This window comes from Rhizobium sp. AC27/96, from assembly GCF_001692325.1.
In the GTDB taxonomy this organism is placed as follows: Bacteria; Pseudomonadota; Alphaproteobacteria; order Rhizobiales; family Rhizobiaceae; genus Rhizobium.
The window spans coordinates 173,530-199,092 of record NZ_LXKN01000073.1; the positions used below are offsets into that span (position 1 = coordinate 173,530).

Below are 25,563 nucleotides of genomic sequence, written 5' to 3' on the forward strand. Positions count from 1 at the left end.
AATTTCATGACAGCTTCTTTGTTTTCACCGCTTGCCGTTGGTCCCCTTGAGCTGGCGCACCGCGTCGTTATGGCGCCGGTGACCCGCATGCGGGCAAGCCAGCCCGGCAATGTGCCTTCGGCCTTGAACGCCGAATATTATGCGCAGCGTGCCAGCGAAGGCGGGCTGATCATTTCCGAGGGATCGCAGGTTTCGCCCATCGGACAGGGCATGCCGGCAACGCCGGGTATTTACACCGCCGAACAGATCGCCGGCTGGAAGGCCGTCACCGATGGGGTCCACTGTAGGGGCGGCAAGATTTTCCTCCAGCTCTGGCATGTCGGCCGCATCTCGCATTCCTCGCACCACCCCGATGGCGCTCTGCCGATTGCCCCTTCCGCCATTGCCGCCAAGGGGCAGGCCTTCACCGCCTCGTTCGAGCGCGTGCCCTTCGAGACGCCACAGGCGATCGACATCGATCTCATGCCGCTGTTGATCGACATCTATGCGCAAGCGGCCGCCAATGCGAAGCAGGCGGGATTCGACGGCGTGGAGATTCACGGCGCCAACGGCTATCTGATCGAGCAGTTCCTGCAGGCGCGCACCAACCAGCGCACCGACCAATATGGCGGCTCGATCGACAACCGCACGCGGCTGCTGCTCGAAGTCGTCGAGGCGGTTTCCAAGGTCTGGGGTTCAAACCGCGTCGGCGTCCGTCTTTCGCCCTTCGGCATCGCCAATGACAGCGGCGAGGACGACCCGTTGCGCCTCTACGGCCATGTCATTCGCGAGCTGGACCGGCTGCATCTCGCCTATCTGCATCTGATCGAACCGCGCGCCAGTGGTGCCGGCTTCGCCGAGGTCGACCACAAGAACGTGCCATCGGCGGCGGAACTGTTTCGTCCTGCCTGGTCGGGCACATTGATCGCGGCTGGAAACTTCCGGCCCGAGAGCGCTCAGGCGGCACTTGCCGCAGGCCATGCCGATGCTATCGCCTTCGGACGGCTCTTCATCGCCAATCCCGATCTGCCAGAGCGTATCCGCCGCGGCGCTCCGCTCAACCCATATCATCGCCCAACCTTCTATGGCGGCGGCGCCGAGGGCTATACCGACTATCCGACACTCGATGCCAGGGAGGCCGCCGAATGAGTACGCCAAGCGCCATTATCGTTGGAGTGGGAGCGGAACAGGGACTGGGCGCCGCGCTGTGCCGGCTCCTCGCCGGCAAGGGCTACCATGTCGTCATCGCCGGACGGACACCGGCCAAGATCGATCAGGTCGCCGAAACCATCAGGGCATCCGGCGGCAGTGCCGAAGCCATAGAAACGGATGCGACCGACGAAGCAGCTGTCGTACGGCTGTTCGAGCACGCCTTTACGGCTCGGGATGGCATAGCCGCACCCGATTTCATCGTCTTCAACGCCGGCATCAACCGCCCGATCGGCTTTCGCGATCTGACGGCCGCCCAGTTCGAGGAGTTCTGGCGCATCTGCTGTTTCGGCGGTTTCCTCGTCGGGCGCGAGGCCGCACGTCATCTCACGCCGCTCGGCCGTGGCACGGTGATCTTTACCGGCGCTTCCGCCAGCCTGCGCGGCAAGGCGGGCTATGCCCAATTCGCCGCCGCCAAGGCAGGCTTGAGAATGATCAGCCAGAGCATGGCGCGGGAGTTCGGTCCACTCGGCCTGCATGTCGCCCACACCATCATCGATGGCGGCATAGACGGAGAGCGGCTGCGCTCCCGGCGGCCCGATATGGACGCCAGTGGCTTGCTGAACATCGACGCCATCGCCGAAAGCTATTGGCACATTCACCGACAGCATCCTTCAGCCTGGACCCAAGAGCTTGATCTGCGCCCCTACAAGGAAAATTTCTGAGGCCGCTAGCCGAGGCAGATCCTAGCAATTCCGTGACAGCGCCTTCGCGATGGCGAGGAATTTTGGCTGGGCGGCATCGCATGGATTGCAATGACCGACATCGGCATCACTCTCGGCCAAAGACGTTTCGCTCGGGATCGTAAAGGACCATGCGGACGGGCGCTTCCGGCTGCGGCGGAAGATGTGGCGGAGACGGTCAAGGATACCGTGCGTGGCGACCCGATCCTTATCCGCAGTGCTGCACGGCTCAACGGCATTCGGGTTTTTTGGATCACCCCAACGATCGAAATAGAGATCCTTGAAGAAGTGATTGGTTGACATTGGCACTACCTTTTGAATCGATTCAATTGCGATTCAGATTTGTTGATTGAATCGGTTCAAATCTACACTCAATAATTCCACTGTCAAGCGGAATTGAACCGATACAAATTCCTGCTAAACTGCGTGGCAACGGAAATGGAGAGACTATTGGTCAAGGGCACGATCAGGCTCGCCGATGTCGCCAAGGCGGCAGGGGTATCGCAGGGAACCGCATCGAATGTTTTCAGCCGGCCCGATGTGGTCCGCGAGGAGGTGCGCGAGCATGTGCTCGAGACCGCCAGGCAGCTCGGCTATGCCGGCCCGAGCCTGACGGGGCGGTTGCTGCGGGCAGGCAAGGTCAATGCGATCGGGGTCGCGGCTGCGGAACCGCTCGCCTATTTCTTCGACGACCCGTGGGCGAGAGCCCTCCTGGCCGCTATCGCCCAGGTCTGCGATGCTAGCGGCACCGGGCTTGCGCTGGTTTCGGCCAAGGATCGGCAGAAGCTGGACTGGAATATCAAGAGCGCCCTCGTCGACGGCTTCATTTTGCTCTGCGTCGAGGGTGGCGAAAAGCTGGTGCAACTGACGCGCGAGCGGCAATTGCCCTTCATTGCCCTGGCATTGAATGACGACGATCCCTCGGTCCCATCAGTCAGCGTTGACAATGCCGGCGGGGCTGCCATAGCCGCCAGGCATCTGGCGGAACTGGGTCACCGGCGCATCGGCGTGCTTTCGACGGAGTTTTCCTACGATCATGTCGGGCCTGTTGGCATCGGCGAGATCGAACGGGCCGTTTATTCGACCTCGCGCGATCGCGCCACCGGCTATTGGCAGGCGCTCGAGACCTTCGGCATCCGGCGCGAGGATGTTCCGGTCTATGAGACGGATAACCAGAAAGCGAGTGTCGAGGCCGGTCTGGAATACCTGTTTTCCAAGCCTGAGCCGCCGACTGCCATCCTCGCAATGTCCGATTATATCGCCCTGTTGACCCTGAGCTGGCTGCAGGCGCGCGGGCTTTCCGTTCCGGCAGACGTCTCCATCATCGGCTTCGACGGCGTGCCGGAGGGCGGCATGGTGGAGCCGGGCCTGACGACGATGGCGCAGCCCTTTGCCCGGATCGCGGAGCGCGCGGTAAGAGCGGTTCTGGACGATGCCATGCCGGTCGAACGCGAGATGATCGACGTCACACTCGTTGTGCGCGGCAGCACCGCACCGCCAAAGCAATAGCCTGCGCGACAACAAAAATTCAGGGGATTGGCCGCCGCGGCATATCCCGCTCGATAGAGCATTTTCGCTTCTCTTCGAACCGCAAAAACGCTCTATCTTGTTGTTTTTACGCATTTCAGGACGGAAAACCGCTGTGCACTTTTCCTGGAAATGCTCTAACCCGCCTGCTGCGCGCCCTCGACGTTTGCGGCCCGCATCTCGATGAGCTGCCGGGCAGCGGCGGCGGATGCGTCCTTGTCGCTGGCCACCTGCACGGTCGGGAAGGCGAACTGGATGCCGTTTTCGTCGAAGGCCTGCTTGATCAGGGCCAGCGCATTGCGGCGAATGACCGACAGCTCGTTGGGCTTGGCGGTCAGCGCCAACCTGATCTCGATGGCGAAATCGCCAAACTGCTCGACGCCCTTCATCTTCAGCGTCTGGATGATGCTCGGCGCCAGTTCGGGATCTTCGAGCAGGCGCTGGCCGATATCCTTGACGATCTTCTTCAGCTTCACCAGATCGGTATCATAGGTGACCTTGACGATGATCTTGTCGATCGCCCAGTCGCGATTCATATTGTTGACCGCGCCGAGCGACCCGAAAGGTATGGTCGCCAGCGGGCCGCGCTGGTGGCGCAGCTTGACCGAACGCAGACTAAACGATTCCACCACGCCCTTATAGTGGCCGCTTTCGATGTATTCGCCGACACGGAAGGCATCATCCCAGAGATAGAAGACGCCGCTGATGACATCCTTGACGATGGTCTGCGCGCCGAAGCCGACCGCGACGCCGACGACGCCCGCACCGGCAATCAGCGGCCCGATCTGGACACCGAGCCCCGACAAGACCATCATGACCGCTATGATACCGATCACGACCGCAAGGATATTGCGGAAGATTGGCAGCAGCGTCTGAAGCCGGGCGCGGCTCGCCCGCATCTCCTCGGAATCGCTGACGGCAGGCAAGGCCGCCATCAGCCTTCCGTCGATATAGGTTTTGGCAAGTTGCCAGACGAGATCCGCGATCAGCAGGATGACGATGCCGCCAAGAAGACCCCGCGCCACCCGACCGACGATCGATTCGCTGCCACTCATCATCGCATTGGCCTCGACACCCAGCATCCGGCCGAGCCAGAGGGCCGCAAAGGTGATGATCAGCGCACGCACGCCGCGATCGAGAAGTACGGTCGCGAGTTTGCCGGCCCCGAAGAAGCCGTCGGCGGCATCATGCAGCGCCTCGATCGCCCGCGTCGACACCGATAGCGCCCGTGGCAGCAGGACCGCGTAGATGCCGACCCATAGGAGACCGTCGAATCCGGCCACCCACAGGCCCCAGAGCGCTGCAAAGAAGATCGTCAGCAGCCAGGAAACCGTCTTCACGCCACGTTTTTCGGCCGCGAGCGGTCTTGACCACACGGCCGTGACGGCGATCAGGAACAGGCCGATGCCGAGGGTGTAGCCAATGAGATCCCGGGCGCCGGCCGAAAATTCGAGCGAGGTGACGGCCTGCATGACGGCCCAACCACAGGCGAAATAGACCGCAAACAGAGTACAGCGCCGATACCAATATGTTGCCACGCGCCTGCGCTCAGCGATGCGGGCAGTACCGCCATCCTCGTCCAGAACATCGGTCGCGCGGCGCATGGCGATCAGCTCCATCAGCAGCTTGCCGATCGAGATCGCCAGTCTGATGGACACCAGCGCAATGACACAGGCGATGGCGAAGCTCTCGATGGCCGGCGGCCAGTCGAAAGCGAGCAGCGGAACCAGCGTCACCAGAGCATGGATGATGGCAGGCACGACGCCGCCCAGAAACTGGAACCGCGCGGCCTGCAGCTCGGTCTCGATGCCGGCCGCCCTTTCCGTGCGCTGCATGTGCTTGGTATTGATGAAGCGCGCGACGGCAAGCTCCGCGACCAGCCCCAGGAAAAACAGGACCAAGACCTGGACGATGATGCGCAGCAGACCGACCGCCCTGCCCTCGCGGCCAAGCTTTTCGGAGGCGGTCATGACCTCGAAGGGCAAGGTCATCGCCGCGCCGGAGACTATCTCCAGATGATGCCGGGTGTGGCCGAGCATGCCTGATAGAACGGACATCTGATCGTTGTCGACCGGCGCGGGCTCGGTGACGACTGAGGGCTGGGTATTCAGCTGCGAGGCGAGCCATTGCTTGACGTCGGGTTCGTTCATCAACTGAATGAGTTCGCGAACCTTTTCCGGTGGCGGCGCTGCGGGCGACGTCGCTGCAGCATTTTGCGCAAGAGCGGCGAGAGGCGCGGCCAGCGCAAAGACACATAAAAGCAGCATCCCCAAAAGCTGCCTGCCACCCCCGACATTCTTCATACACCTGACCCTTCCAGTAATCGGACCACCGGCCCGTTTTTGCAGATTATACGCCTTTTTCATGCGAGCAAGCAGGCGCTTACGCAAGTAGCGCGTTCATCACCCGATGGCATTGCCCTGGAGGCTTTGTCGCGCTAGTTTCCGCCACGATACCGTTCGATGCTCGGGGACGCGCGTGTTCAATTTCCTGAAAAGGCTCTTCGGTAGAGGCAAGCCAGCGAAGGCGCGCGCTGAAGAGAGGCCGTCAATATCCGATGCCTCGAACCTCACACCAGTGAAGATGCTCGACCTGAATATTCCGGACGAAGCCTTGCACAACGAAGCCCGCTTTGCGGCCTATCTGCAGGAGCGGCTGCCGTTTTTCGGCGACCTGATCAGGATCGACTACGATGCCGGCGCTGGCAGCCTAACGCTACACAGCCGCAACGGCGATGCCATGACGAAATTCTTGAGCAATGCGCTGCTGGCGCTGCGTGAAAAGCACGGGCAAGCCCGGGCGGAAGCGTTGCTCAACTATCTCAACATGACGGAAGCCATGGCCGGCAGCGAGGAACTTGCCCAGATCCTCCCGGTGCTGAAGGCGCGCGATTTCGTCGATGTCGCGCGGCAACAGATGATGCATGCCGTCAAGGACGAACCCAATCCGCCGCAATTCGTCTATCTCGACGAGGCGGAAGGCCTGATCAAGCTCTTCGTCGTCAATGGCGAGACCACGGTCAGCTATGTCATGTCGACGGCGCTGGATGAATGGGGCATCGACGCGCGTGAACTGGCTGAAGTGGCGCAGGGCAACCTGCAGAAATTCCTGTCCAAGACCGGTCTGCAGATCGCCAAACGCAGCCAGTTTCAATATGTCGAGGTCGACGGCCAATTCGAATCCAGCGTCGCCTTCCTGCCGAATTTCTGGGCCCAGGTGCAGGAACAGTCCGGTGGTGCCGCGCCGATCGCGGCGTTCCTGTCCCGCGACAAGGTGTTTTTCACCCATGAGAACGACATCCAGGGCTTACAATTGCTGGAGCTGATCAGCGCCGATCTCAGCGACGTGCCCTACGTTATTTCGCCGGATCAGTATCGCTGGGAGAATGGCCGGTGGACGCTGTTCAAGCGCGTCGCCCGGATAGAGGCGCCCATCCACCATTAGAGCGTTTTGTTTTTGCGCATTCCGGACGGAAAATCGCTTAAACTAGCACGTCCTGATCGACGCGATCCTCTGCGCCGAAGAACTTCAGATAGCGCTCGACTTCCGCGGGTTCGCCCGTCGCCTTTTGCGGATTGTCCGAGAGCTTGACGGCCGGGCGGCCATTGGCCTCGATGACCTTGCAGACGATCGAAATCGGGTTGAGCCCCTTGAGCTCGACCGGCGCGCAGCCGGCGAAATCGTTGGTAAGGTTCGTGCCCCACCCGAAGCTCATGCGGACGCGGCCGTCGAAATGCTTGTAGGTATCGATGATCGCTTCGACATCGAGGCCATCGGAGAAGATCAGCAGCTTCTGGCGCGGATCGCGGCCCATCTTCTTCCACCAGTCGATGATCTTCTCGCCACCTTCGATCGGAGGGGCGCTGTCAGGGCGGAAGCCGGTCCAGTCAGCCACCCATTCGGGGGCATGACGCAGGAACGAGGCCGTGCCGAAAGCATCGGGCAGAACGACGAGAAGATTGCCGCCATAGAGACGGTTCCAGTCGCGCAAAACCTTATAGGGCGCCTTGCCGAGTTCCTCGTTGTTCTTGGCAAGTGCTGCCGCGACCATCGGAAGTTCGTGCGCGTTGGTGCCGACGGCCTCCAGATCCGAGTCCATGGCGAGCAGCACGTTGCTCGTGCCGGTGAAAGCATGCGGCACGCCTTCCTTCAACGCCTCGACGCACCAGCGCTGCCAGAGGAAGCTATGGCGGCGGCGGGTGCCAAAATCGGAGATGCGCAAGCCCGGCAGTTCCTTGAGACGATCCACCTTTTCCCACATCTTCGCCTTGGCGCGGGCATAGAGCACATCGAGCGTGAAAGGACCGAGCGCCTTCAACGCCGTGCGCGAGCGCAGCTCGTTGATGATGGCGAGAGCGGGAATTTCCCACATCGTCGTTTCTTTCCACGAGCCGTGGAAGTCGAGAATATATTGGCCGTCGCGCTTCGAAAGCTCGTATTCCGGCAGCTGGAAATTCGACAGCCAGGTGAGGAATTCCGGTTCGAAGATCTGGGCGCGGCCATAGAAGGAGTTACCGGCAAGCCAGATCATCTCCTTCTTGGAGAGCCTTAGCGTGCGGGCGTGATCGAGCTGTTCGCGCAGCTCCCTCTCATCGATCACCTCGGCAAGGCGGACGCTCTTGGTGCGATTGATGAGCGAGAAAGTGGCATCGACATCCGGATAGAGCTTCCAGATCATCTGGAGCATCAAGAGCTTGTAGAAATCCGTATCGATCAGGCTGCGGATGATCGGATCGAGCTTCCAGGTATGATTATAGACGCGGGTGGCGATATCCGTCTTGGTCATGTCGTTCCTGCCCCGTCTCCTGCCCTGCGGACGTCATGCTTCTCACCGGCTGGCAGGCCGGCACGCATATATAGTGCCTACAGTGCCCTGTTATCAAAAAATGTTGAGCGAAAGTCCAGTCACTGAAAGAAATTTGATACCAGACTTAACGGGTCGCGTATGGCGCAACAACCGGGACAAAAGTCCCGATTGCCGCCATCTCATGCAGGTTCAGTAACCCCGGCTGCGATCCACAAGGTGCTGCAGCGGCTCGCCACGCTCGAAGCGGGCGATCTGCTCCTCGACATGGCCCATCAGCGCCTTTTCCTCGGACACGGCGGAATCATGCGGCGTGATGATGACATTTTCGAGGTCCCAGAGCGGATCGCCCTTCGCCAGAGGCTCGACATCGAAGACATCGAGCGAGGCGCCGCCGAGGACGCCGGTGCGGATCGCCGATGCGATATCTGCCTGGACCTGGCTCTTGCCGCGTCCGGCATTGATGAAGACCGGCCTGGAAAGAGCGCCACCGCGGCGAAGCCTGGAAAAGAGCGAAGCATTGTAGATCCCGGTCGTTTCAGGCGTCAGTGGCAGCAGGCCGACGAGAATATCGGTCTGCGCCAGAAACGCATCCAGCTCGCCGGCATCGAAGGTCTGCATGCCATCGATCTGCTTCCTGTTGCGCGACCAGCCGATGACGTTGAAGCCCATGACCTTCAGCTTGGCGGCAGCATCGCAGCCGAGAACGCCGAGACCCATGACGCCGACGGTGACATCAGCTGCTTCGGGACCTTGCTGCTGGACCCACAGGTGCTGGCGCTGGTTTCTGAGATGCCCCTGAACATCGCGCAGATGCATGAGGCACTGCATGACGACCCATTCGCTCATGCGCGTCGTCAGGCTGCGGTCGACGAAACGGACCATGGGTATATCGGGCAGGCCGGCAATCGACATCATCGAATCGACGCCGGCGCCGCCGGAGAAGATGACCTTGAGATTGGGCGCCCGCTCGAAAAGATCGGCATCGGGCTTCCACAGAAGCGCGTAGTCGGCATGGCTGAGATCTGCACCCTTGCTGGAGGGGTCAGCCAGATTGATGCTGCCGCGATCGGCAAAAGCCGTTTCGAGCGCCTTGGCGACCGTCGCCGGACTGAATTTGAGATCGACGAGAACGGGGCTTTTGACCGGCATGGCGATGATCTTCACTGCTGAATGGTGACGGTGGGCACGGCTTCGATGTTGAAGGCGGCGGCGAGAAGCGCCTTGGTATAGTCCTCTTTCGGCGCGCGGAAAATATCCGCCGAGGCACCCTGCTCCACAACCTTGCCGAAGCGCATGACAATCATCTCGTTGGCGAGCGCCTTCACCACCCTAAGGTCGTGGCTGATGAAGAGATAGGCGAGGTCATGCTTTTTCTGCAGGTCGCGCAGGAGATCGACCACCTGCGCCTGCACGCTCATGTCGAGCGCCGAGGTCGGTTCGTCGAGCATGACGAAACGCGGCTTCAGCACCATGGCGCGGGCAATGGCGATGCGCTGGCGCTGGCCGCCGGAGAATTCGTGCGGGAAGCGCCAGCGGGTGGACGGATCGAGACCGACCTCCTCCAGCGCCCAGCAGACACGCTTGTCGCGCTCATCGGCGGAAAGCGACTTCTCGTGCACTTTCAGCCCCTCGGCGATGATCTCGCCGACCGACATGCGGGGGCTGAGCGATCCATAGGGGTCCTGGAAGACCACCTGCAGCTGGTTGCGCAGCGGCCGCATCTCGCGGAACGAATAGCCCGCTATATCCTTGCCGACGAAGGCGATGCGCCCCCGCGACGAAATGAGCCGGGCGAGAGCCAGGCCGAGCGTCGTCTTGCCGGATCCGGATTCGCCGACAACGCCGAGCGTCTGGCCGGCGCGGAGCTTCAGATCGATGCCGTCGACGGCCTTCACATGGTCGACGACCTTGCGCATGAAGCCGGCCTTGATGGGGAACCAGACGCGGATATTGCTGCCTTCCATGACCACGGGCTTGCCGGTGTCGCTGGTCGGCGGTTCGCCACGCGGCTCGGCGGCCAGCAGATGACGCGTGTATTCATGCTGCGGATTGGTGAAAACCTCTTCCACCAGACCGGTCTCGACGATGTGGCCCTTGGTCATCACGCAAACGCGGTCGGCGAACTTGCGGACGATGCCGAGATCATGGGTGATGAACAGCATCGACATGCCATGCACACCCTTGAGGTCGCGCAGCAATTCGAGGATCTGCGCCTGCACGGTCACATCGAGCGCTGTGGTCGGCTCGTCGGCGATCAGCAATTCGGGACGGTTGGCAAGCGCCATGGCGATCATCACGCGCTGACGCTGACCGCCGGACAGTTCATGCGGATAGGCCTTGAGACGCTTTTCCGGCTCGCGGATACCGACCTGGTTCAAGAGTTCCAGCGTGCGGCTGCGGGCGGCGTGGCCGGTCATGCCCTGATGCAGCGCCAGGATTTCGCTGATCTGCCGCTCGATCGAGTGGAGCGGATTGAGCGAGGTCATCGGCTCCTGGAAGATCATGGTGATGTCGTTGCCGCGCACGGCGCGCAGCTCGTTATCCGATGCCTTCAGCAGATCCTTGCCCTTGAACAGGATCTCGCCCGAGGGATGGCTGGCGGACGGATAGGGCAACAGCTTCAGGATCGAATTGGCCGAGACCGATTTGCCTGAGCCGGATTCGCCGACCAGCGCCAGGACCTCGCCCTTTCTTATATCGAACGAGATGTTGTCGACGGCAGTGGAGGTCTGCCCGCCTTGGTGAAAGGCGACCGACAGGTTGCGGACAGAGAGCAAGGGTGTGGTGTTTTCGCTCATCGGAACGTCTTCCTCGGATCGAAGGCGTCGCGCACCGCTTCGCCGGCGAAAATCAGCAGCGACAGCATGATCGACATGGTGAAGAAGGCCGAAAGCCCGAGCCACGGGGCCTGCAGGTTGGATTTGCCCTGGGCGATCATCTCGCCCAGCGACGGCGAGCCGGGCGGCATGCCGAAGCCCAGGAAATCCAGCGAGGTCAGCGTGGTGATCGAGCCCGACAGGATGAAGGGGACGAAGGTCAGCGTGGCGACCATGGCATTCGGCAGCAGGTGGCGATACATGATCGTGCGGTTGTTGACGCCGAGCGCCCGGGCGGCACGGACATATTCGAAATTGCGCGCCCGAAGGAATTCGGCGCGCACGACGCCGACAAGCCGGACCCAGGAGAACAGCAGCAATATGCCGAGCAGGATGAAGAAGCCGGGTGGCAAAACCGAAGCGATGATCAGCAGGATGTAGAGCTCTGGCATCGACGACCAGATCTCGATGAAACGTTGCATCAAGAGGTCCGTCCAGCCGCCGAAATAGCCCTGCAGCGCGCCCGCGCAAACGCCGATGAGAGCCGAGACGACGGTAAGCACGAGGCCGAACAGCACGGATATGCGGAAACCGTAGATCAGGCGGGCCAGCACGTCTCGCGCCTGATCGTCCGTGCCCAGCCAGTTGAGGTTGCTCCAGTTGCAATTCGGGTCGGCAGCACCTTGCGCATAGCCCGAGCAGCGTTGTTCCTTGCTCATCAACCAGAATGGCGGTGTCGGCGCGGACTTTCCTTGCGGAAGGTTGGAATTGGCGGTTTGATAGGAGTAATGGATCGGCGGCCAGATCATCCACCCATTGGCATTGATCTCGTCCTGAATGTCCTGGGCACGATAATCCGTCTGCGCCAGGAAGCCGCCAAATTTCTCTTCCGGATAATCGACGAAGACCGGTGCCAGGATCTCACCCTTGTAGGAAACAAGGATCGGCCGGTCGTTGACGATGAACTCCGCGCCAAGGCTGAGAACAAACAGGACAAGGAAGATCCAGAGCGACCAGTATCCGCGGCGGTTCGCCTTGAAATTCTGCCAGCGGCGCACGTTGGTCGGCGAGAACAGCCCCTTGCGCGGCGGCTTCACCGTGATCGGCGCCGTGGGATGATTGGCGGCGCCCATCAGATATCCCTCCGCTCGAAGTCGATGCGCGGATCGATCCAGGTGTAGATCAGGTCGGATACGAGGCTGACCACGAGGCCGAGCAGCGAGAAGATGAAGAGCGTCGCAAACACCACCGGATAATCACGCTGAACGACGGAGAGATAGCTGAGGCGGCCAAGGCCATCGAGCGAGAAGATGTTCTCGATCAAAAGCGAGCCGGTGAAGAAGGCGGAGATGAAGGCACCGGGGAAGCCGGCAATGACGATGAGCATGGCGTTGCGGAAGACATGACCATAGAGCACGCGCCGTTCGGTCAAGCCCTTGGCGCGGGCGGTGATGACATATTGCTTCTTGATTTCCTCGATGAAGGAATTCTTGGTGAGCAGCGTCGTGGTGGCAAAGGCGGCCAGCGACAGCGAGATCAACGGCAGCACCAGATGCCAGGCGTAATCGAGGATCTTCTGCCACCAGCTGAGATCGGCGAAATTATCCGAGACGAGGCCGCGCAGCGGAAACCAGTCAAAAAAGGAACCGCCGGCAAACAGCACGATCAGCATGATGCCGAAGAGGAAGCTCGGGACTGCATAGCCGATGATGATGATGCCCGAGGTCCAGATGTCGAAGGTCGATCCGTCCTGCACCGCCTTGCGGATACCGAGCGGGATCGAGATCGCATAGGAGAAGATCAGGATCCAGATGCCGAGTGAAATCGACACCGGCAGTTTCTGGGCAATGAGGTCGAGGACTGTCGTGTTGCGGAAGAAGCTCTCGCCGAAATCGAAGCGGATATAGTTCCACATCATCTGGCCGAAGCGCTCGAGCGGCGGCTTGTCGAAGCCGAATTGCTTCTCGAGCTTGGCGATCAGCTCCGGGTCGAGCCCCTGCGCGCCGCGATATTTCGAGCTGCTGTCATCGAAGGCCTGCTGGGCCAGCATATCGGTGCCACCGGACAGGCGTCCCGTGGCATTGTCGGCCTGGCCCGTCAGCTGTGCGATGACCTGCTCGACGGGGCCGCCCGGTGCAAACTGCACGATGGTGAAGGAAATCGCCATGATGCCGATGACGGTCGGAATCATCAGCAGGAGACGTCTTAGAATATAGGCGCCCATCAGCCCGCCCCCCCCTCAAAGAGGGGAATATTCCGCTTCGTCTCAATGCATCCGTCGATCAATTCATATTCCCTTCCGCCGGGCGCAGCCGGCGCAGTCATTTCAGCTTGAAACTATCCGAATCACAGCCCGAGCATTTGGAGCCAGCAGCCCCCTCATTGCAAGAGAGGCTCACTTTCCAGCGCTTTTTGACCACCAGACATCGGGAAAGCCAATCGAATAGTAAGGCAGTTCCGGCGGGTGCTCGAACTTGTCCCAATAGGCAATCTTGTTCGTCGTCCCATAAAACAGCGGGACAAGATAGTGATGGGCGAGCAGCACGCGATCGAGCGCCTTGGCGGCAGCGGTCTTTTCTTCGAGGGTCGCGGCAGAAACAAGCTTGCCTATCAATATATCGACACCCGGATCGGATATGCCGGCGTAGTTGCGAGAGCCTTGGCGGTTTGCAGAAGCCGAGCCCCAGTAATCGATCTGCTCGCTGCCGGGCGGCAGAGACGTGCCCCAGACGTTCCAGGTCGCATCATAGTCGAAGCTGCGAATGCGGTTGATGTATTGCGATGAATCGACCGTCCTGAGGGTCGCATCGATGCCGATGCGGCGCAGGTTCTGTACGTAAGGCAGGTTTGATCTTTCCATCGAAGGACTGCCGAGCAGGATTTCCATCTTGAAGGGCTGGCCGGTCTTTTCGTTGATCATGCGGTTGCCCTTCAACACATAACCCGCTTCCTTGAAAAGCTCGATCGCCTTGCGCAGATTATCCCGGGCCTTCTGTTGGTCGCCGCCGACCGGATTGGCATAGGGCGTGGTGAAAACCTCGGGCGGTACCTTGTCCTTGATGCTGTTCAGGATATTCAGCTCCTCGCCCGTGGGCAGCCCGGAGGAGGCAAGGTCGGTGCCGAAAAAGAAGCTGTTGACGCGTGTCAGCTGGCCAAAGGCAAGCGCCCGGTTCATCTCCTCGAAATCATAGGCGTAGTTCAGTGCCTCACGCACACGCTGATCCTTGAACTGATCGCGCCGGAGATTGAGCACCACCGCCTGCATGATGCCGACCGAGCGCAGCGAGTTGGGCAACTCGTCGCGCTTGACGCGGCCGTCCTTTACGGCCGGAAAATCATATGCGGTCACCCAATGGCTTGCTGACTGCTCCTGCCAGAAATCGGTGTTTCCGCTGCGAAAGGCCTCGAATTGCACATCCTTGTCGGCGTAGTAGGTGTAGGAAATCATCCCGAAATTGTTTTCGCCGACGTTAGCAGGCAGGTTTTTGCCCCAATAGTCGTCGCGCAGTTCATATCGGATCGACGAGCCTGCTTGCAAGGCGGCGATCTTGTAGGGCCCGGAGCCCATGACCGGTTCCAGTGTCGTGCGCGAGATATCGCGCGGCTTGCCATCCGGCCCGGTGCCTTCCCACCATTTTTTCGGCACGATCTGAAGCTGGCCGGCAATAAAGGGAAGCTCGCGATTGTTCTTTTCATCGAAATAGAAGGTGACATCCCTGTCGCCGGTCTTTTCCGCCCGCGTCACATGGGAATAGACACCCGTCGCCAAGGGATTGAGCTCCTTGGTACGATCGAAGCTGAAAACGACGTCATCGGGGGTAACGGGTGTACCGTCTGCCCATTTGGCCTCGGCCCGCAAGCGGAACGTCGCGCTCGATATATCATCGGGATAGGCCACGCCCTCGGCGAGCAAGCCATAGGAGGTCGCGATCTCGTCCTTGGACGATTGCATAAGCGTGTCGAAAACCATCGACAATCCACTGGCGGGGTTTCCCTTGAACAATACCGGATTGAGCGTGTCGAAGGTGCCTTCGGTCGACATCTTCAACTCGCCGCCTTTCGGCGCATCGGGATTGACATAATCGAAATGCTTGAAGCCGGGCTGGTATTTGAGATCGCCGATAATGGCGGTGCCGATGCGGAATTGCGGCTCTTCAGCTTGAGAAGCTACCGGCAAGGCCAGCAGGCACATGAAAGAAACGACCAAGCCTGCTTTCAACCGCGTCAATGCCATTCATGATCTCCCGATGATTTCTAGAGAATCAGCATAAGGCAAATGAGGGCAAAAAGCAGGACGCAATTGCTCATCTCTTTGGCATTAAGCCGTATGAGGCGTCTCGAAATCAGCTTTTGCAGGCGGCTTCTTCCAGGCGCTTGCGCAGCATCAGCCGTAATTCGCTAACGACGCGCCGATCCTCGGCAGCGTCCGGTTCGTTGGCGACGACGAGAGCGATGCGCAGCAGTTCAAGCACGATCCCCGACATCAGGCCGATATCGTCCGAAATCGGCGGCTGGGCGCGCCGCAGAATAGCGGCGATCAGCTCCTTCAGCTCGGCGCGGGAGCGTGCCTTGCGCTCCTTGGGAATATCGCGGCGCGCGCCGAGCACCGGGAATTCCGGAAATTCTTCGATGAATGCGCCAAGCACATCGAAAATCGCTTCGCCGCTATCGGCTGCGGAAAGGCCGGTGCTCTGCTCCGCCACCTCCCGAAGACCCGTCTTCAGCCGCTCCAGGCGATCGATATGCAGCGCCTCGGCGAGCAGGAGCTTTGTCGGGAAGAATTGATAGAGCGAGCCGATGGAGGACCGAGCCTCGGCCGCGATCTCCGTCATCGTTGCGGCGTCGTACCCCTTTCGGGCCAAGACCCTTGCAGCGGCCTCCAGCAGGATCACGACACGGTCATGGCCGCGCTGCCGCTTCGGTGTGCGCGTCTTCAATTCTTCACTTGATTTTTGTGAGGGCATCCTCATATTTTCCATTGCGAGGATATCCTCATATTTCTCTTGGAGCCCCCAATGCCACTTTACGACCCCCGGACCACCGCTCTCGTTTCCATCGACCTGCAGGGCCTGGTTCTCAGCCGCCAGCTCGCACCCTATTCCGCCCAGCAGATCGTCGACAACACGGTCGCCATCGCCAACAAGCTGAAGGCCGATGGCGGAACGACCGTCTTTGTCACGGTTGGATTTTCCCCGGACTATGCCGACGCTGTCAACCAGCCGACTGATGAAACCTTCACGCTTCCTCCTGGTGGCTTGCCGGCAGCCGCGCTGGCACCGCCCGCCGAAATTGCCGCGCTGACGCCTGACGTCGCGATCATCAAGCGCCAGTGGAGCGCCTTCTACGGCACCGAACTCGATCTGCAGCTTCGCCGCCGCGGCATCAAGACACTGATCCTGACCGGCGTCGCCACCAATTTCGGTGTCGAATCGACGGTGCGCGATGCCTATGCAGCAAATTATGCCGTCATCGTCGCCGAAGACGCCGTGACGACATTCTCGCAGGACATGCAGGACTTCGCCTGCATGAAGGTGCTGCCGCGACTGTCGCGCATTCGCAAGACGGCGGAGATTTTGGCGAACTGATCCACCTGCATTGACGGCCAGAATGGGCAAGCAGGTGGCCGTTAATCGGCCACCTGTGATTGTCGCGGATTAACTTGGACCATTTTTCGAGATAGTCTTGCCGCAAATCACTTCGGCCCGTTCCGACCGCCTTTCAAGGATATGCATGGTTTCCCCACTGGTTCGCACCTTCCAGACTATCGGCAAATTCTCCCTCGCCGCCACGCTCGGCATGGGCCTCATCGCCGGCGATGCGCTGGCGCAGCAGACGGCCCCCTCGCCCGGCAGCGCCAAGGCGATCTTCGGCGGCGTCACCCTTCCGACACAAGGACCATCGCAGTCGATCGGCTTCTATGCCAAGGGTTGCCTTGCCGGCGCGGTCGCGCTGCCCGCCGATGGTCCGACATGGCAAGCCATGCGCCTGTCGCGCAACCGCCGCTGGGGCAGGCCGGAGCTGATCGGTCTGCTCGAACGCCTGTCGCGCGATGCGGCAAAGAATGACGGCTGGCCGGGCCTGCTCGTCGGCGACATCTCCCAGCCGCGCGGTGGCCCGATGTTCAACGGCCATGCCTCGCACCAGATCGGCCTCGACGCCGATATCTGGCTGACGCCGATGCCTCAACGCAAACTATCGGCTGCCGATCGCGAAGCCCTGCCCTTCACCTCGATGCTCGCCAAGGACAAATTCCTGACGATCAACGACCGCGTCTGGACGCCGGCGCATGCCCGCCTGCTGATGCGCGCTGCAAGCTATCCCGAGGTCGAGCGCATCTTCGTCAATCCGGCCATCAAGAAGAAGATGTGCGACAGCTGGACGGGTGACCGCAGCAATCTCGGCAAGCTGCGCCCGGAATATGGGCACGACTCGCATTTCCACATCCGCCTCCGCTGCCCGGCAGGCTCTGTCGGCTGCACGGGCCAGGCGCCGGTCGCCGCCGGCGACGGCTGCGACAAGACGCTCGCCTGGTGGCTCGGGCCGGAACCCTGGGTAAAGCCGAAGCCCAAACCGAGTGACAAGCCGCCGGTAAAGCCGCGGGAGGTCATGGTTTCCGATCTTCCCAAGGCTTGCGAGGCCGTGCTGGCAGGGCCGCCGGTCGCCTCCGTGCGCGCCGCTACCTATGGCGCTAGAGGTGCCGGCGCGGCTGCCGAAATGGATATGATGCCCGCCTCCGGCAACACGCCGCCCGGCCAGATTCCACAGCAGTGAGGCAGGGGCAGTCCTTGCCCGAGCGGTCTTTCAAAGCTCATGCTCTTAGTATAGAAGGCGGATAAATCGATTGAAAGCACTGGGCGGAGCAAGGACTTCATGGCCGGCAGCAAATGCATCGCGCTGATCGCGCACGATCAGAAAAAAGATGCGATGGCGGAGTTTGCACGGCGCAATCAGGCAGCCCTTGCCGATTGGAACATCGTCGCAACCGGCACGACCGGTGGCCGCGTGCTCGACGCCTGTCCCGACCTCAAGGTTACCCGCTTGAAAAGCGGTCCGCTCGGCGGCGACCAGCAGATCGGTGCGCTGATCGCCACTGGCGAGATCGACATGCTCGTCTTCTTCATCGATCCCCTTACGCCCCTGCCGCACGATGTCGACGTGAAGGCATTGACGCGGCTTGCCGTTGTCTACGACATTCCGATGGCGCTCAACGAATCCACCGCCGAGCGGCTGATCAAAACACTGAATCATTAATCCGCCTTGCCGGCGGCAGACCACGGACCTGGCCATGCCCGAGCTCAATCACAGCGATGCCCCACTGCCTTTTCCCATCCTGATCGGCGATATCGGCGGGACGAATGCGCGTTTCTCGATCCTTGTCGACGCCGAAGCCGAACAGGAACATTTTCCGGTCGTGCAGACGGCGAATTTCGCGACGATCGACGATGCGATCAAGCAGACCCTCGAAAAGAGCAGGGTGCAGCCGCGCGCCGCGATCCTTGCCATGGCAGGCCCGGTGCAGGGTGACGAAATTCCGCTCACCAATTGTGATTGGGTGATCCGCCCGAAGACGATGATCGCCAATCTCGGCATCGAGGATGTGCTTGTCATCAACGATTTCGAGGCGCAGGCGCTGGCAATCTCCGACGTTGCCGACGAGCATCGCGAAACCATCGGCAAGGCCTCGGAAAACAAGAGCGCCTCGCGCGCCGTGCTCGGACCGGGCACCGGGCTTGGCGTTGCAGGCCTTGTCCATACCCAGCATCAGTGGATACCCGTGCCGGGTGAAGGTGGTCATATCGATCTCGGCCCGCGCACGAAGCGCGACCTGCAGATCTGGCCGCACCTGGAAACCATCGAGGGCCGCATCTCGGCCGAGCAGATCATCTGCGGCCGCGGGCTGCAGAACCTCTATCACGCCGTTTGCGCGGCCGATGGCATCGAACCGAGCCTGAAAGAGCCGGCCGATATCACCAACCATGCGCTTGCCGGCACTAATACACAGGCCGAGGAAACGCTGACGCTCTTCGTCACCTATCTCGGCCGCGTTGCCGGCGATATCGCGATGATCTTCATGGCGCGCGGCGGCGTCTATCTCTCGGGCGGCATCCCGCAGAAGATCCTGCCGGCGCTGCAGAAGCCGGAATTCCGCGCAGCCTTCGAAGATAAGGCGCCGCATACCGAAATGATGAAGACGATCCCAACCTATGTCGTCGTCAATCCGTTGGCAGCGCTTTCCGGCCTTGCCGCCTATGCCCGCAAGCCATCGAGCTTCGGGCTTGCGACCGACGGCCGCCGCTGGCGGCGTTGAGCGCTTTCAACAATGGATGGCGCGCTGAAACTTCCGGCAAGCCATGCCTTTTTGAAGCAGCGGCCTTCCTCTATAATGGGGTCGGCTTCAGGGCCGGCCTTAACCAGTGTGGCGGCCGTCCCTAGCCAAAGCCGTCCTAACTCTTTATAGAGCCGCGAAAGCATATGCCACATTCGGCTCGCTTGGTTTGAGACAGGAAGCCGATTTTTGAAATCGCCCGATACCAAAAAAACAAACGTCGACAGCGAAGCCATCTCCGGCATGCTGAAGCGCATCATCGCCGAAAATGGCCGTGATCATATCTGGGGCTATACCGTCGCCATCGCCTGCCTGATCCTCGTGGCGGCCTCGACGGCCTATATCGCCTACATCATGAAATGGGTCATCGATAAGGCCTTTGTCGATCGCGATCTCATCGATGCCTGGCTGATTTGCGGAAGCATCTTCGTTGTTTTCGTGGCGCGCGGTTTCGCCGGATATTTTCAATCAGTCATTCTGAGCAAAATCGGCAACAACATCATCGCCCGTTACCAGCGACGCCTCTACAATCACCTGATGTCCCTGTCGGTCGGCTTCTTCAACGAGGCCCGCTCGGCGCAGCTTGCGGCCCAGGTCAGCCAGAATGTCTCCGGCATTCGCGACGTCATGAACCTGACGATCACCTCGACGGCGCGCGACCTCCTGACCTTCGTGTCCCTGCTCGGCGTGATGATCTTCCAGGACCCGGTGCTGAGCATCGTATTCCTCGTCATCGCGCCACCGCTCTTCCTTGCACTTCGCTATATTTCCAAGCGCCTGCGCGCCGCGACACGCGAAGCAGTTGTTCTCAACAGCCACGTGCTTGGCGCCATGCAGGAGACCATCCAGGGCATTTCCATTGTGAAAGCATTCACGATGGAAAACGAGCTCGAGCGCAAGATCAACAAGCTCATCACGGCAGCCGAACACCGGCAGAACCGCATCGCCCGCCTCTCGGAGCGCAACGGACCGCTGATGGAAAGCGTCGCCGGCCTCGTGATTGCCAGCCTTTTTGCCTATGCAGCCTACCGATCGATTTACGACAACGTGTCGCCCGGCGTGTTCTTCTCCTTCGCCACGTCGCTGCTGCTCGCCTATGATCCGGCACGCCGTCTCGCCAAGCTACAGGTGCAGCTGGAGCGCGCCGTCGTCAACGCGCGGATGATCTACGAACTGCTCGACATGGAACCGCGCCAGCGCGACCTGCCGGATGCGAAGCCGCTCGTCGTCACTGAAGCCCGCATCGAATTCCGCGGCGTCCATTTTGCCTATGGCGACGACACCGTACTGGACGATGTCAGCTTCGTGGCGGAAGGCGGAAAGACGACGGCGCTCGTCGGCCCTTCCGGCGCCGGTAAGTCCACCGTCATCAATCTCATCCCCCGCTTCTACGACCCGAAGGCCGGCAGCATCCTCATTGATGGGCAGGATATCAGCCACATCACCAAGCAGTCGCTGCGCCAGCATCTCGCCTATGTCTCGCAGCAGCCCTACCTTTTCGAAGGCTCGATCCGCGACAATATTCGCTATGGCCGCCCCGAGGCGACCGACGCGGAGATCGAGGAGGCGGCCCGGCATGCCTACGCCCATGATTTCATCATGGCGCAGCCGCAGGGCTACGATACGCCGGTCGGCGAAAACGGCGTGACGCTCTCTGGCGGCCAGCGACAGCGCCTGTCGATCGCCCGCGCGCTGGTGCGCAACGCGCCGATCCTGCTGCTCGACGAAGCGACCTCGGCGCTCGATACGGAATCGGAAGCGGCCGTGCAGAAGGCGCTGGACGAAGCCATGAGCGGCCGCACGGTCGTCGTCATCGCCCACCGCCTCTCGACGGTGGTCCGGGCCGAGAAGATCATCGTCATGCAGAACGGACGCGTGGTCGAAGAGGGCAACCACGAGACGCTTGCAGAGGCCGATAATGGTCTTTACGCTCGCCTCAACAACCTTCAGCGGCCGGCCGTTTCCAGCAACTCCCGCAAATAAGACGATAGAGACGACATGAGCGACAATGCGATGAAGCTGGTGGTGGTTGGCGCGGCGGGCCGCATGGGACAGGCTCTGATCCGCCTCATTCATGCGACCGATGGCCTGACGCTGCACGCCGCCGTCGCCCGTCCCGGCTCCGCCTTCATCGGCAAGGACGCCGGCGAGATCGCCGGGCTGGGGCCGATCGGCGTCCCCGTGACCGACGATCCGCTTTCCGCCTTCCTGCATGCCGAAGGCGTCATCGATTTCACGACGCCGGCAACCAGCGTGACCTTTGCCGGGCTTGCCGCTCAGGCCCGCATCGTCCACATCATCGGCACGACGGGCTGCTCGGCCGAAGACGAAGCGAAGTTTCAGGCCGCCGCACGCCATGCCCGCATCGTCAAATCGGGCAATATGGGCCTCGGCATCAACCTTTTGAGCGTGCTGATCGAGCAGGCGGCACGCGCCCTTCCCTCGGCAGACTGGGATATCGAAGTGCTGGAGATGCATCACCGGCACAAGGTCGATGCGCCCTCAGGCACCGCACTTCTGCTCGGCCAGGCCGCAGCCAAGGGCCGCGGTATCGATCTCGACGACCATTCCGTGCGCGTGCGCGATGGCCACACCGGCCCGCGGCCCGCTGGCACCATCGGCTTTGCGACCTTGCGCGGCGGGAGCGTGGTCGGCGATCACTCCGTCATCTTCGCCGGTGAAGGCGAGCGCCTGACGCTGTCGCACAGTGCCGGCGACCGTTCACTGTTTGCGCGCGGCGCGCTGCAAGCCGCTCTCTGGGCGCGCGACAAGAAACCCGGCTTTTATTCCATGCTCGATGTCCTCGGGCTTTCCACACGTTGACCTGACCCCTGGAGCGGATCGGCACGGAACTGCCGATCCGCTCCAGCCTTTTATTGTCTCGCAATTCCGGACGGAAAACCGCTACAGACTTTTCCTGGAATTGTTTCATTAAGGAGAAATTTTATGAGCGGTACTCTCGTCCTCGTTCGCCATGGCCAGAGCGACTGGAATTTGAAGAATCTCTTTACCGGCTGGAAGGACCCCGATCTGACCGCGCTCGGCATCGAGGAAGCCAAGACGGGCGGCAAGGCGCTGGCCGATTACGGCATCAAGTACGACGTCGCCTTCACCTCGGATCTCACCCGCGCCCAGCACACGCTGAAGATCATCCTCGATGAAATCGGCCAGGCCGGTCTCGAGACCATCAAGGACCAGGCGCTAAACGAACGCGATTACGGCGATCTCTCCGGCCTCAATAAGGACGATGCCCGCGCCAAGTGGGGCGAAGAGCAGGTTCACATCTGGCGCCGGTCCTACGACGTGCCCCCGCCCGGCGGCGAAAGCCTGCGCGACACCGGCGCCCGTGTGTGGCCCTATTACCTGACGGAAATCCTGCCGCGCGTGCTCGCCGGCCAGAACGTGCTGGTTGCTGCCCACGGCAATTCGCTGCGTTCGCTCGTCATGGTTCTCGATCGCCTGAGCAAGGCACAGATCCTGGAGCTCAACCTCGCGACCGGCGTACCGATGGTCTACAAGCTCAAGGCCGACTCCACCGTCGCCTCGAAGGAAGTCCTCGGCGACATGTCGGGCGCTCATTGAGTGACTGAAAGAAGCGCCACCCCTCACACGCTGAATGGTTGAGGGGTGGAAAATGCAGCGAAATGTGTTACACAGCACTGCATATGTAACACATAGGCTTGATATGACGGACGCTACATTTACGTTTCGGGTTGAAGAAGACTTGAAGTCCGCCTTCAGCGAGGCTGCAAAAGCACATGATCAAACCGGGGCGCAATTGCTTCGAGGCTTCATGCGCGACTATGTGAAACGGCAGCAAGATGCAGCTGACTATGACGCATGGTTTCGCCAGCAGGTTCAGGCTGGTCTCGTTTCCGCCAATGCAGGCAATCTCATCCCCGCCGATGACGTCGAAGCCGAATTCGCTGCCTTGCGAGAAGAAACACGCCGCAAGCTCGGCGGCAAATCTTCGTGAAACTTGCCTGGACGCCCGAAGCAAGAGCCGACCGACGCGCAATCTATACCTTCATCGAGGCAGAAAATGCCGTAGCGGCACTTGCGCTCGACGAACTCTTCGCAAAACGGTCAACGCAGCTTATTACACATCCGATGACGGGACGACCCGGCCGCGTATCCGGGACCCGAGAACTCGTCGTGCATAGAAACTATCTGCTGATTTACGATCTTGCGGATGAGACAGTGCGAATAATCCGCATTCTTCATGCCGCACAGCAATGGCCGCCGAACGACTTTGAGCCTGCTTCCTAGTTCCGACCTCAATTCTCGATCGTGAACCGCACCCTGTCGGCGGCGAAGCGGGAGATCGAATATTGTACGGGTACATTGTCGAGATCGGTGTTCAGCGCCTGGGTGATCAGCACGATGGCCCCTGGCGATAGCTGGAGATCGGCGAGATCGTTCTCGTCGGCATGCGTTGCCGTAATTTCAGTCACCATTCGCACATAGTCCGGTACGCCGAACTCGCGAAACGCCTTGGTGATCGATCCCATCGCGCGATAGGTCTCGGCGATCCCGCCGAAACGGTCGGCCGGAAACCAGCTGGTGGCGCGCGATACCGGACGATGATCGGCCTGGCCGAGCGTTTCCAGACGCACGAGCGGCGCGCCGGTCTTGATCCTGAGGTGCCGGGCCAATTCCGCGCTTGCCGCCTCCTCGCCGGTGCCGAGCAGAACGCTGCGTGTCTCGCGCACCTGGTCGCCAATGCCCTGCGAAAATCGCGTCCGCTTCGAAATCGGGAAGCTCAAGCGTTCCTTGCGCTCGATCAGCGTCCCCCGCCCCTGCACGGCCCTCACGATACCCTCCTGCGCAAGTGCCGCGAGCGCGCTTCGGATGGTGTGCCGGTTGACGCCGAACTGCAGCGCCAGCGTCGTTTCCGGCGGCACCATGCCGCTTTCATCAAAGTCGCCGTGGTTGATCGAGGTGCGAATCCGGTCGGCGATCTGCCGCCAGAGCGCCACGCCTGTTTGCCGCTGTATCTTCTGCCCTGCCATTTCGCCCACTCGCCCTGTCACACGCTTGTCACGACTCACTAATAGATATAATCCTATCTTGTATGGTTGTCTATATCAATAGACATTTAAAGGAAGATGCGATGAATTCAGCACAGAGGCAGGAAGCGGCCGCACAGGAGCGCCGGGAGCGCAAGCGCGTTGCCGATCTCTTGGCGCAGGCCCAGCGCGACGAGCTTGACGCGGCCTGGGAAGCATTGCCGAGCAAGCCGGCGGTGCAGCCGGTGCGCGGCCCGGAAACCGGGCTTGTCATGGTGCGCGGCCGCATCGGCGGCGGCGGCTCTCCCTTCAACCTGGGCGAGGTCACGGTGACGCGCGCCACCATCCGGCTGGCATCCGGCACGATCGGCCACGCGCACGCGCTCGGCACGGATCGCGAGAAGGCACGGCTTTCGGCCATCTTCGATGCCCTCTGGCAGCAATCGGCCACCAAGGAATTCGTCGAGAAGGCGATCCTGCGGCCGGTCACTGAGCGCATCGCAGACTATGATCGCAAGCGCGCCGAAGAAACAGCTGCCACCCGCGTCGATTTCTTCACCATGGTTCGCGGAGAAGACTGATGAGCATCACCACCCCCTCCACCTTCAGCAATGATGCTTTGATCGGCGGCTTTACAGATCCGGTGTTCGACGCTCAAAGCGTCTTCAAGATGATGATGGACGCGATGGCGCGCCCGGGCATCCTGCAGACCGTGACAGCCGACATTGCTCCGCCTGCGCCGCTCGGCATCGCTGCCGGCGCGATCGGGCTCACCCTTTGCGACCATGATACGCCGGTCTGGCTTTCCACCAGCCTCGGACGATCGAGCCTGCCGGAATGGCTAAGCTTCCATACTGGCGCCCCCATCATCCAGGAACGGCTGGAAGCGCATTTTGCCTTCATCGAGGCAGGCATGGCGCTTTCCTCCTTCAACCAGTTCGGCATCGGCACCCAGGAATATCCCGACCGTTCGACGACGCTCGTGCTGGAAATCCAAAGCCTCGAAGGCGGCAAGGAACTGGCGCTTTCCGGTCCCGGCATCAACGGCCTCAGCATGATCGCCCCGATCGGACTGCCCGATGCATTCCTGCGCATCTGGAACGACAATCGCGCGCTCTTCCCGCGCGGCGTCGATCTCGTTCTGACGGCCGGCCGGCAATTTCTTTGCCTGCCGCGTACCACCAAGATCACCGCGACGGAGTTGTGA

General features: G+C 61.0%; 25 protein-coding genes. 16 read left to right on the plus strand and 9 right to left on the minus strand.

Annotated features, from left to right (window positions below):
* The first annotated feature begins 6 nt into the window (after nucleotides 1-6).
* From A6U86_RS33100 to A6U86_RS33115, 4 genes are all read left to right on the plus strand, one after another.
* Nucleotides 7-1,128, plus strand: a complete 1,122-nt coding sequence (locus A6U86_RS33100; RefSeq protein ID WP_068401191.1) for an alkene reductase — start codon at nucleotides 7-9, stop codon at nucleotides 1,126-1,128.
* On the plus strand, nucleotides 1,125-1,853 hold the full coding sequence (locus A6U86_RS33105) for an SDR family NAD(P)-dependent oxidoreductase (RefSeq protein WP_068400963.1): 729 nt from the start codon (nucleotides 1,125-1,127) through the stop codon (nucleotides 1,851-1,853). Before A6U86_RS33100 ends, A6U86_RS33105 begins: the two co-directional genes overlap by 4 nt.
* A 90-nt stretch (nucleotides 1,854-1,943) precedes the next feature.
* The gene (locus A6U86_RS35515; RefSeq protein WP_158008797.1) at nucleotides 1,944-2,171 is read left to right on the plus strand and encodes a hypothetical protein; all 228 of its coding nucleotides are present in this window, start codon (nucleotides 1,944-1,946) and stop codon (nucleotides 2,169-2,171) included.
* 138 nt (nucleotides 2,172-2,309) lie between these two features.
* Nucleotides 2,310-3,380 (plus strand): LacI family DNA-binding transcriptional regulator, encoded by a 1,071-nt coding sequence (locus tag A6U86_RS33115; protein ID WP_068400969.1) that lies wholly within the window; start codon nucleotides 2,310-2,312, stop codon nucleotides 3,378-3,380.
* Between the two features lie 155 nt (nucleotides 3,381-3,535).
* Here A6U86_RS33115 and A6U86_RS33120 read toward each other — a convergent pair whose 3' ends face one another.
* Nucleotides 3,536-5,701 (minus strand): mechanosensitive ion channel family protein, encoded by a 2,166-nt coding sequence (locus A6U86_RS33120; protein WP_068400970.1) that lies wholly within the window; start codon nucleotides 5,699-5,701, stop codon nucleotides 3,536-3,538.
* 175 nt (nucleotides 5,702-5,876) lie between these two features.
* Between A6U86_RS33120 and A6U86_RS33125 the strand changes: the two genes are divergently transcribed.
* The gene (locus A6U86_RS33125; RefSeq protein WP_068400973.1) at nucleotides 5,877-6,842 is read left to right on the plus strand and encodes a hypothetical protein; all 966 of its coding nucleotides are present in this window, start codon (nucleotides 5,877-5,879) and stop codon (nucleotides 6,840-6,842) included.
* A gap of 37 nt (nucleotides 6,843-6,879) precedes the next feature.
* On the opposite strand, the gene pncB is transcribed toward A6U86_RS33125, so the two are convergent.
* The 7 genes from pncB to A6U86_RS33160 all read right to left on the minus strand — a co-directional run bounded on the left by pncB (nucleotide 6,880) and on the right by A6U86_RS33160 (nucleotide 16,000).
* Nucleotides 6,880-8,184 (minus strand): nicotinate phosphoribosyltransferase, encoded by a 1,305-nt coding sequence (gene pncB / locus A6U86_RS33130; protein ID WP_068400975.1) that lies wholly within the window; start codon nucleotides 8,182-8,184, stop codon nucleotides 6,880-6,882.
* A gap of 210 nt (nucleotides 8,185-8,394) precedes the next feature.
* Entirely contained in the window at nucleotides 8,395-9,354 is a 960-nt protein-coding gene (locus A6U86_RS33135) for a glyoxylate/hydroxypyruvate reductase A (RefSeq protein WP_068401194.1), read from the minus strand.
* A gap of 11 nt (nucleotides 9,355-9,365) precedes the next feature.
* Nucleotides 9,366-11,003, minus strand: coding sequence for an ABC transporter ATP-binding protein (locus tag A6U86_RS33140; protein ID WP_068400978.1), 1,638 nt, complete (start codon nucleotides 11,001-11,003; stop codon nucleotides 9,366-9,368).
* Nucleotides 11,000-12,154 carry an ABC transporter permease gene (locus A6U86_RS33145; RefSeq protein WP_068400981.1) on the minus strand — a complete coding sequence of 385 codons (1,155 nt, stop codon included), beginning with the start codon at nucleotides 12,152-12,154 and terminating at the stop codon, nucleotides 11,000-11,002. The genes A6U86_RS33140 and A6U86_RS33145 overlap by 4 nt, the downstream gene beginning before the upstream one ends.
* On the minus strand, nucleotides 12,154-13,245 hold the full coding sequence (locus tag A6U86_RS33150; protein ID WP_068400983.1) for a microcin C ABC transporter permease YejB: 1,092 nt from the start codon (nucleotides 13,243-13,245) through the stop codon (nucleotides 12,154-12,156). The genes A6U86_RS33145 and A6U86_RS33150 overlap by 1 nt, the downstream gene beginning before the upstream one ends.
* A 171-nt stretch (nucleotides 13,246-13,416) precedes the next feature.
* Entirely contained in the window at nucleotides 13,417-15,255 is a 1,839-nt protein-coding gene (locus A6U86_RS33155) for an extracellular solute-binding protein (protein WP_068400986.1), read from the minus strand.
* Between the two features lie 109 nt (nucleotides 15,256-15,364).
* A complete protein-coding gene (locus A6U86_RS33160) occupies nucleotides 15,365-16,000 on the minus strand; it encodes a TetR/AcrR family transcriptional regulator (protein ID WP_174069735.1) in 636 nt (211 codons plus the stop codon).
* A 36-nt stretch (nucleotides 16,001-16,036) separates the two neighbouring features.
* Between A6U86_RS33160 and A6U86_RS33165 the strand changes: the two genes are divergently transcribed.
* The 9 genes from A6U86_RS33165 to A6U86_RS33205 all read left to right on the plus strand — a co-directional run bounded on the left by A6U86_RS33165 (nucleotide 16,037) and on the right by A6U86_RS33205 (nucleotide 23,616).
* Nucleotides 16,037-16,606, plus strand: coding sequence for an isochorismatase family protein (locus tag A6U86_RS33165; protein WP_068400988.1), 570 nt, complete (start codon nucleotides 16,037-16,039; stop codon nucleotides 16,604-16,606).
* 145 nt (nucleotides 16,607-16,751) lie between these two features.
* Entirely contained in the window at nucleotides 16,752-17,792 is a 1,041-nt protein-coding gene (mepA, locus tag A6U86_RS33170) for a penicillin-insensitive murein endopeptidase (RefSeq protein ID WP_068400992.1), read from the plus strand.
* Between the two features lie 99 nt (nucleotides 17,793-17,891).
* Nucleotides 17,892-18,272, plus strand: coding sequence for a methylglyoxal synthase (locus A6U86_RS33175; RefSeq protein WP_068400994.1), 381 nt, complete (start codon nucleotides 17,892-17,894; stop codon nucleotides 18,270-18,272).
* Between the two features lie 34 nt (nucleotides 18,273-18,306).
* Nucleotides 18,307-19,329, plus strand: a complete 1,023-nt coding sequence (locus A6U86_RS33180; RefSeq protein WP_068400998.1) for a glucokinase — start codon at nucleotides 18,307-18,309, stop codon at nucleotides 19,327-19,329.
* A gap of 207 nt (nucleotides 19,330-19,536) precedes the next feature.
* A complete protein-coding gene (locus A6U86_RS33185; RefSeq protein ID WP_068401001.1) occupies nucleotides 19,537-21,330 on the plus strand; it encodes an ABC transporter ATP-binding protein in 1,794 nt (597 codons plus the stop codon).
* Between the two features lie 15 nt (nucleotides 21,331-21,345).
* A complete protein-coding gene (gene dapB, locus A6U86_RS33190) occupies nucleotides 21,346-22,170 on the plus strand; it encodes a 4-hydroxy-tetrahydrodipicolinate reductase (RefSeq protein ID WP_068401004.1) in 825 nt (274 codons plus the stop codon).
* Nucleotides 22,171-22,293: 123 nt separating this feature from the next.
* Complete coding sequence (locus A6U86_RS33195; protein WP_068401007.1) at nucleotides 22,294-22,929, plus strand: 2,3-bisphosphoglycerate-dependent phosphoglycerate mutase; 636 nt, start codon at nucleotides 22,294-22,296, stop codon at nucleotides 22,927-22,929.
* Between the two features lie 103 nt (nucleotides 22,930-23,032).
* Entirely contained in the window at nucleotides 23,033-23,323 is a 291-nt protein-coding gene (locus tag A6U86_RS33200; RefSeq protein WP_068401010.1) for a CopG family ribbon-helix-helix protein, read from the plus strand.
* Nucleotides 23,320-23,616, plus strand: coding sequence for a type II toxin-antitoxin system mRNA interferase toxin, RelE/StbE family (locus A6U86_RS33205; RefSeq protein WP_068401013.1), 297 nt, complete (start codon nucleotides 23,320-23,322; stop codon nucleotides 23,614-23,616). The genes A6U86_RS33200 and A6U86_RS33205 overlap by 4 nt, the downstream gene beginning before the upstream one ends.
* 8 nt (nucleotides 23,617-23,624) lie before the next feature.
* Here A6U86_RS33205 and phnF read toward each other — a convergent pair whose 3' ends face one another.
* Nucleotides 23,625-24,359: a phosphonate metabolism transcriptional regulator PhnF gene (phnF, locus tag A6U86_RS33210; protein ID WP_068401200.1), complete on the minus strand. Its 735-nt coding sequence runs from the start codon at nucleotides 24,357-24,359 to the stop codon at nucleotides 23,625-23,627.
* Between the two features lie 101 nt (nucleotides 24,360-24,460).
* On the opposite strand from phnF, the gene phnG reads away from it, so the two are divergent.
* Nucleotides 24,461-24,937 carry a phosphonate C-P lyase system protein PhnG gene (gene phnG, locus A6U86_RS33215; protein WP_068401203.1) on the plus strand — a complete coding sequence of 159 codons (477 nt, stop codon included), beginning with the start codon at nucleotides 24,461-24,463 and terminating at the stop codon, nucleotides 24,935-24,937.
* The gene (gene phnH / locus A6U86_RS33220; protein ID WP_068401016.1) at nucleotides 24,937-25,563 is read left to right on the plus strand and encodes a phosphonate C-P lyase system protein PhnH; all 627 of its coding nucleotides are present in this window, start codon (nucleotides 24,937-24,939) and stop codon (nucleotides 25,561-25,563) included. Before phnG ends, phnH begins: the two co-directional genes overlap by 1 nt.

Bases quoted from the DNA above. Each gene is read 5' to 3' on its own strand.
- phnG (WP_068401203.1), top strand. From the start codon at position 24,461: ATGAATTCAGCACAGAGGCAGGAAGCGGCCGCACAGGAGCGCCGGGAG.
- A6U86_RS35515 (WP_158008797.1), top strand. From the start codon at position 1,944: ATGACCGACATCGGCATCACTCTCGGCCAAAGACGTTTCGCTCGGGAT.
- A6U86_RS33140 (WP_068400978.1), bottom strand. From the start codon at position 11,003: ATGAGCGAAAACACCACACCCTTGCTCTCTGTCCGCAACCTGTCGGTC.
- A6U86_RS33135 (WP_068401194.1), bottom strand. From the start codon at position 9,354: ATGCCGGTCAAAAGCCCCGTTCTCGTCGATCTCAAATTCAGTCCGGCG.
- A6U86_RS33195 (WP_068401007.1), top strand. From the start codon at position 22,294: ATGAGCGGTACTCTCGTCCTCGTTCGCCATGGCCAGAGCGACTGGAAT.
- dapB (WP_068401004.1), top strand. From the start codon at position 21,346: ATGAGCGACAATGCGATGAAGCTGGTGGTGGTTGGCGCGGCGGGCCGC.
- A6U86_RS33160 (WP_174069735.1), bottom strand. From the start codon at position 16,000: ATGGAAAATATGAGGATGCCCTCACAAAAATCAAGTGAAGAATTGAAG.
- A6U86_RS33120 (WP_068400970.1), bottom strand. From the start codon at position 5,701: ATGAAGAATGTCGGGGGTGGCAGGCAGCTTTTGGGGATGCTGCTTTTA.
- phnF (WP_068401200.1), bottom strand. From the start codon at position 24,359: ATGGCAGGGCAGAAGATACAGCGGCAAACAGGCGTGGCGCTCTGGCGG.
- pncB (WP_068400975.1), bottom strand. From the start codon at position 8,184: ATGACCAAGACGGATATCGCCACCCGCGTCTATAATCATACCTGGAAG.
- mepA (WP_068400992.1), top strand. From the start codon at position 16,752: ATGGTTTCCCCACTGGTTCGCACCTTCCAGACTATCGGCAAATTCTCC.
- phnH (WP_068401016.1), top strand. From the start codon at position 24,937: ATGAGCATCACCACCCCCTCCACCTTCAGCAATGATGCTTTGATCGGC.
- A6U86_RS33105 (WP_068400963.1), top strand. From the start codon at position 1,125: ATGAGTACGCCAAGCGCCATTATCGTTGGAGTGGGAGCGGAACAGGGA.
- A6U86_RS33115 (WP_068400969.1), top strand. From the start codon at position 2,310: ATGGAGAGACTATTGGTCAAGGGCACGATCAGGCTCGCCGATGTCGCC.
- A6U86_RS33100 (WP_068401191.1), top strand. From the start codon at position 7: ATGACAGCTTCTTTGTTTTCACCGCTTGCCGTTGGTCCCCTTGAGCTG.
- A6U86_RS33180 (WP_068400998.1), top strand. From the start codon at position 18,307: ATGCCCGAGCTCAATCACAGCGATGCCCCACTGCCTTTTCCCATCCTG.
- A6U86_RS33150 (WP_068400983.1), bottom strand. From the start codon at position 13,245: ATGGGCGCCTATATTCTAAGACGTCTCCTGCTGATGATTCCGACCGTC.
- A6U86_RS33175 (WP_068400994.1), top strand. From the start codon at position 17,892: ATGGCCGGCAGCAAATGCATCGCGCTGATCGCGCACGATCAGAAAAAA.
- A6U86_RS33200 (WP_068401010.1), top strand. From the start codon at position 23,033: ATGACGGACGCTACATTTACGTTTCGGGTTGAAGAAGACTTGAAGTCC.
- A6U86_RS33155 (WP_068400986.1), bottom strand. From the start codon at position 15,255: ATGGCATTGACGCGGTTGAAAGCAGGCTTGGTCGTTTCTTTCATGTGC.
- A6U86_RS33145 (WP_068400981.1), bottom strand. From the start codon at position 12,154: ATGGGCGCCGCCAATCATCCCACGGCGCCGATCACGGTGAAGCCGCCG.
- A6U86_RS33165 (WP_068400988.1), top strand. From the start codon at position 16,037: ATGCCACTTTACGACCCCCGGACCACCGCTCTCGTTTCCATCGACCTG.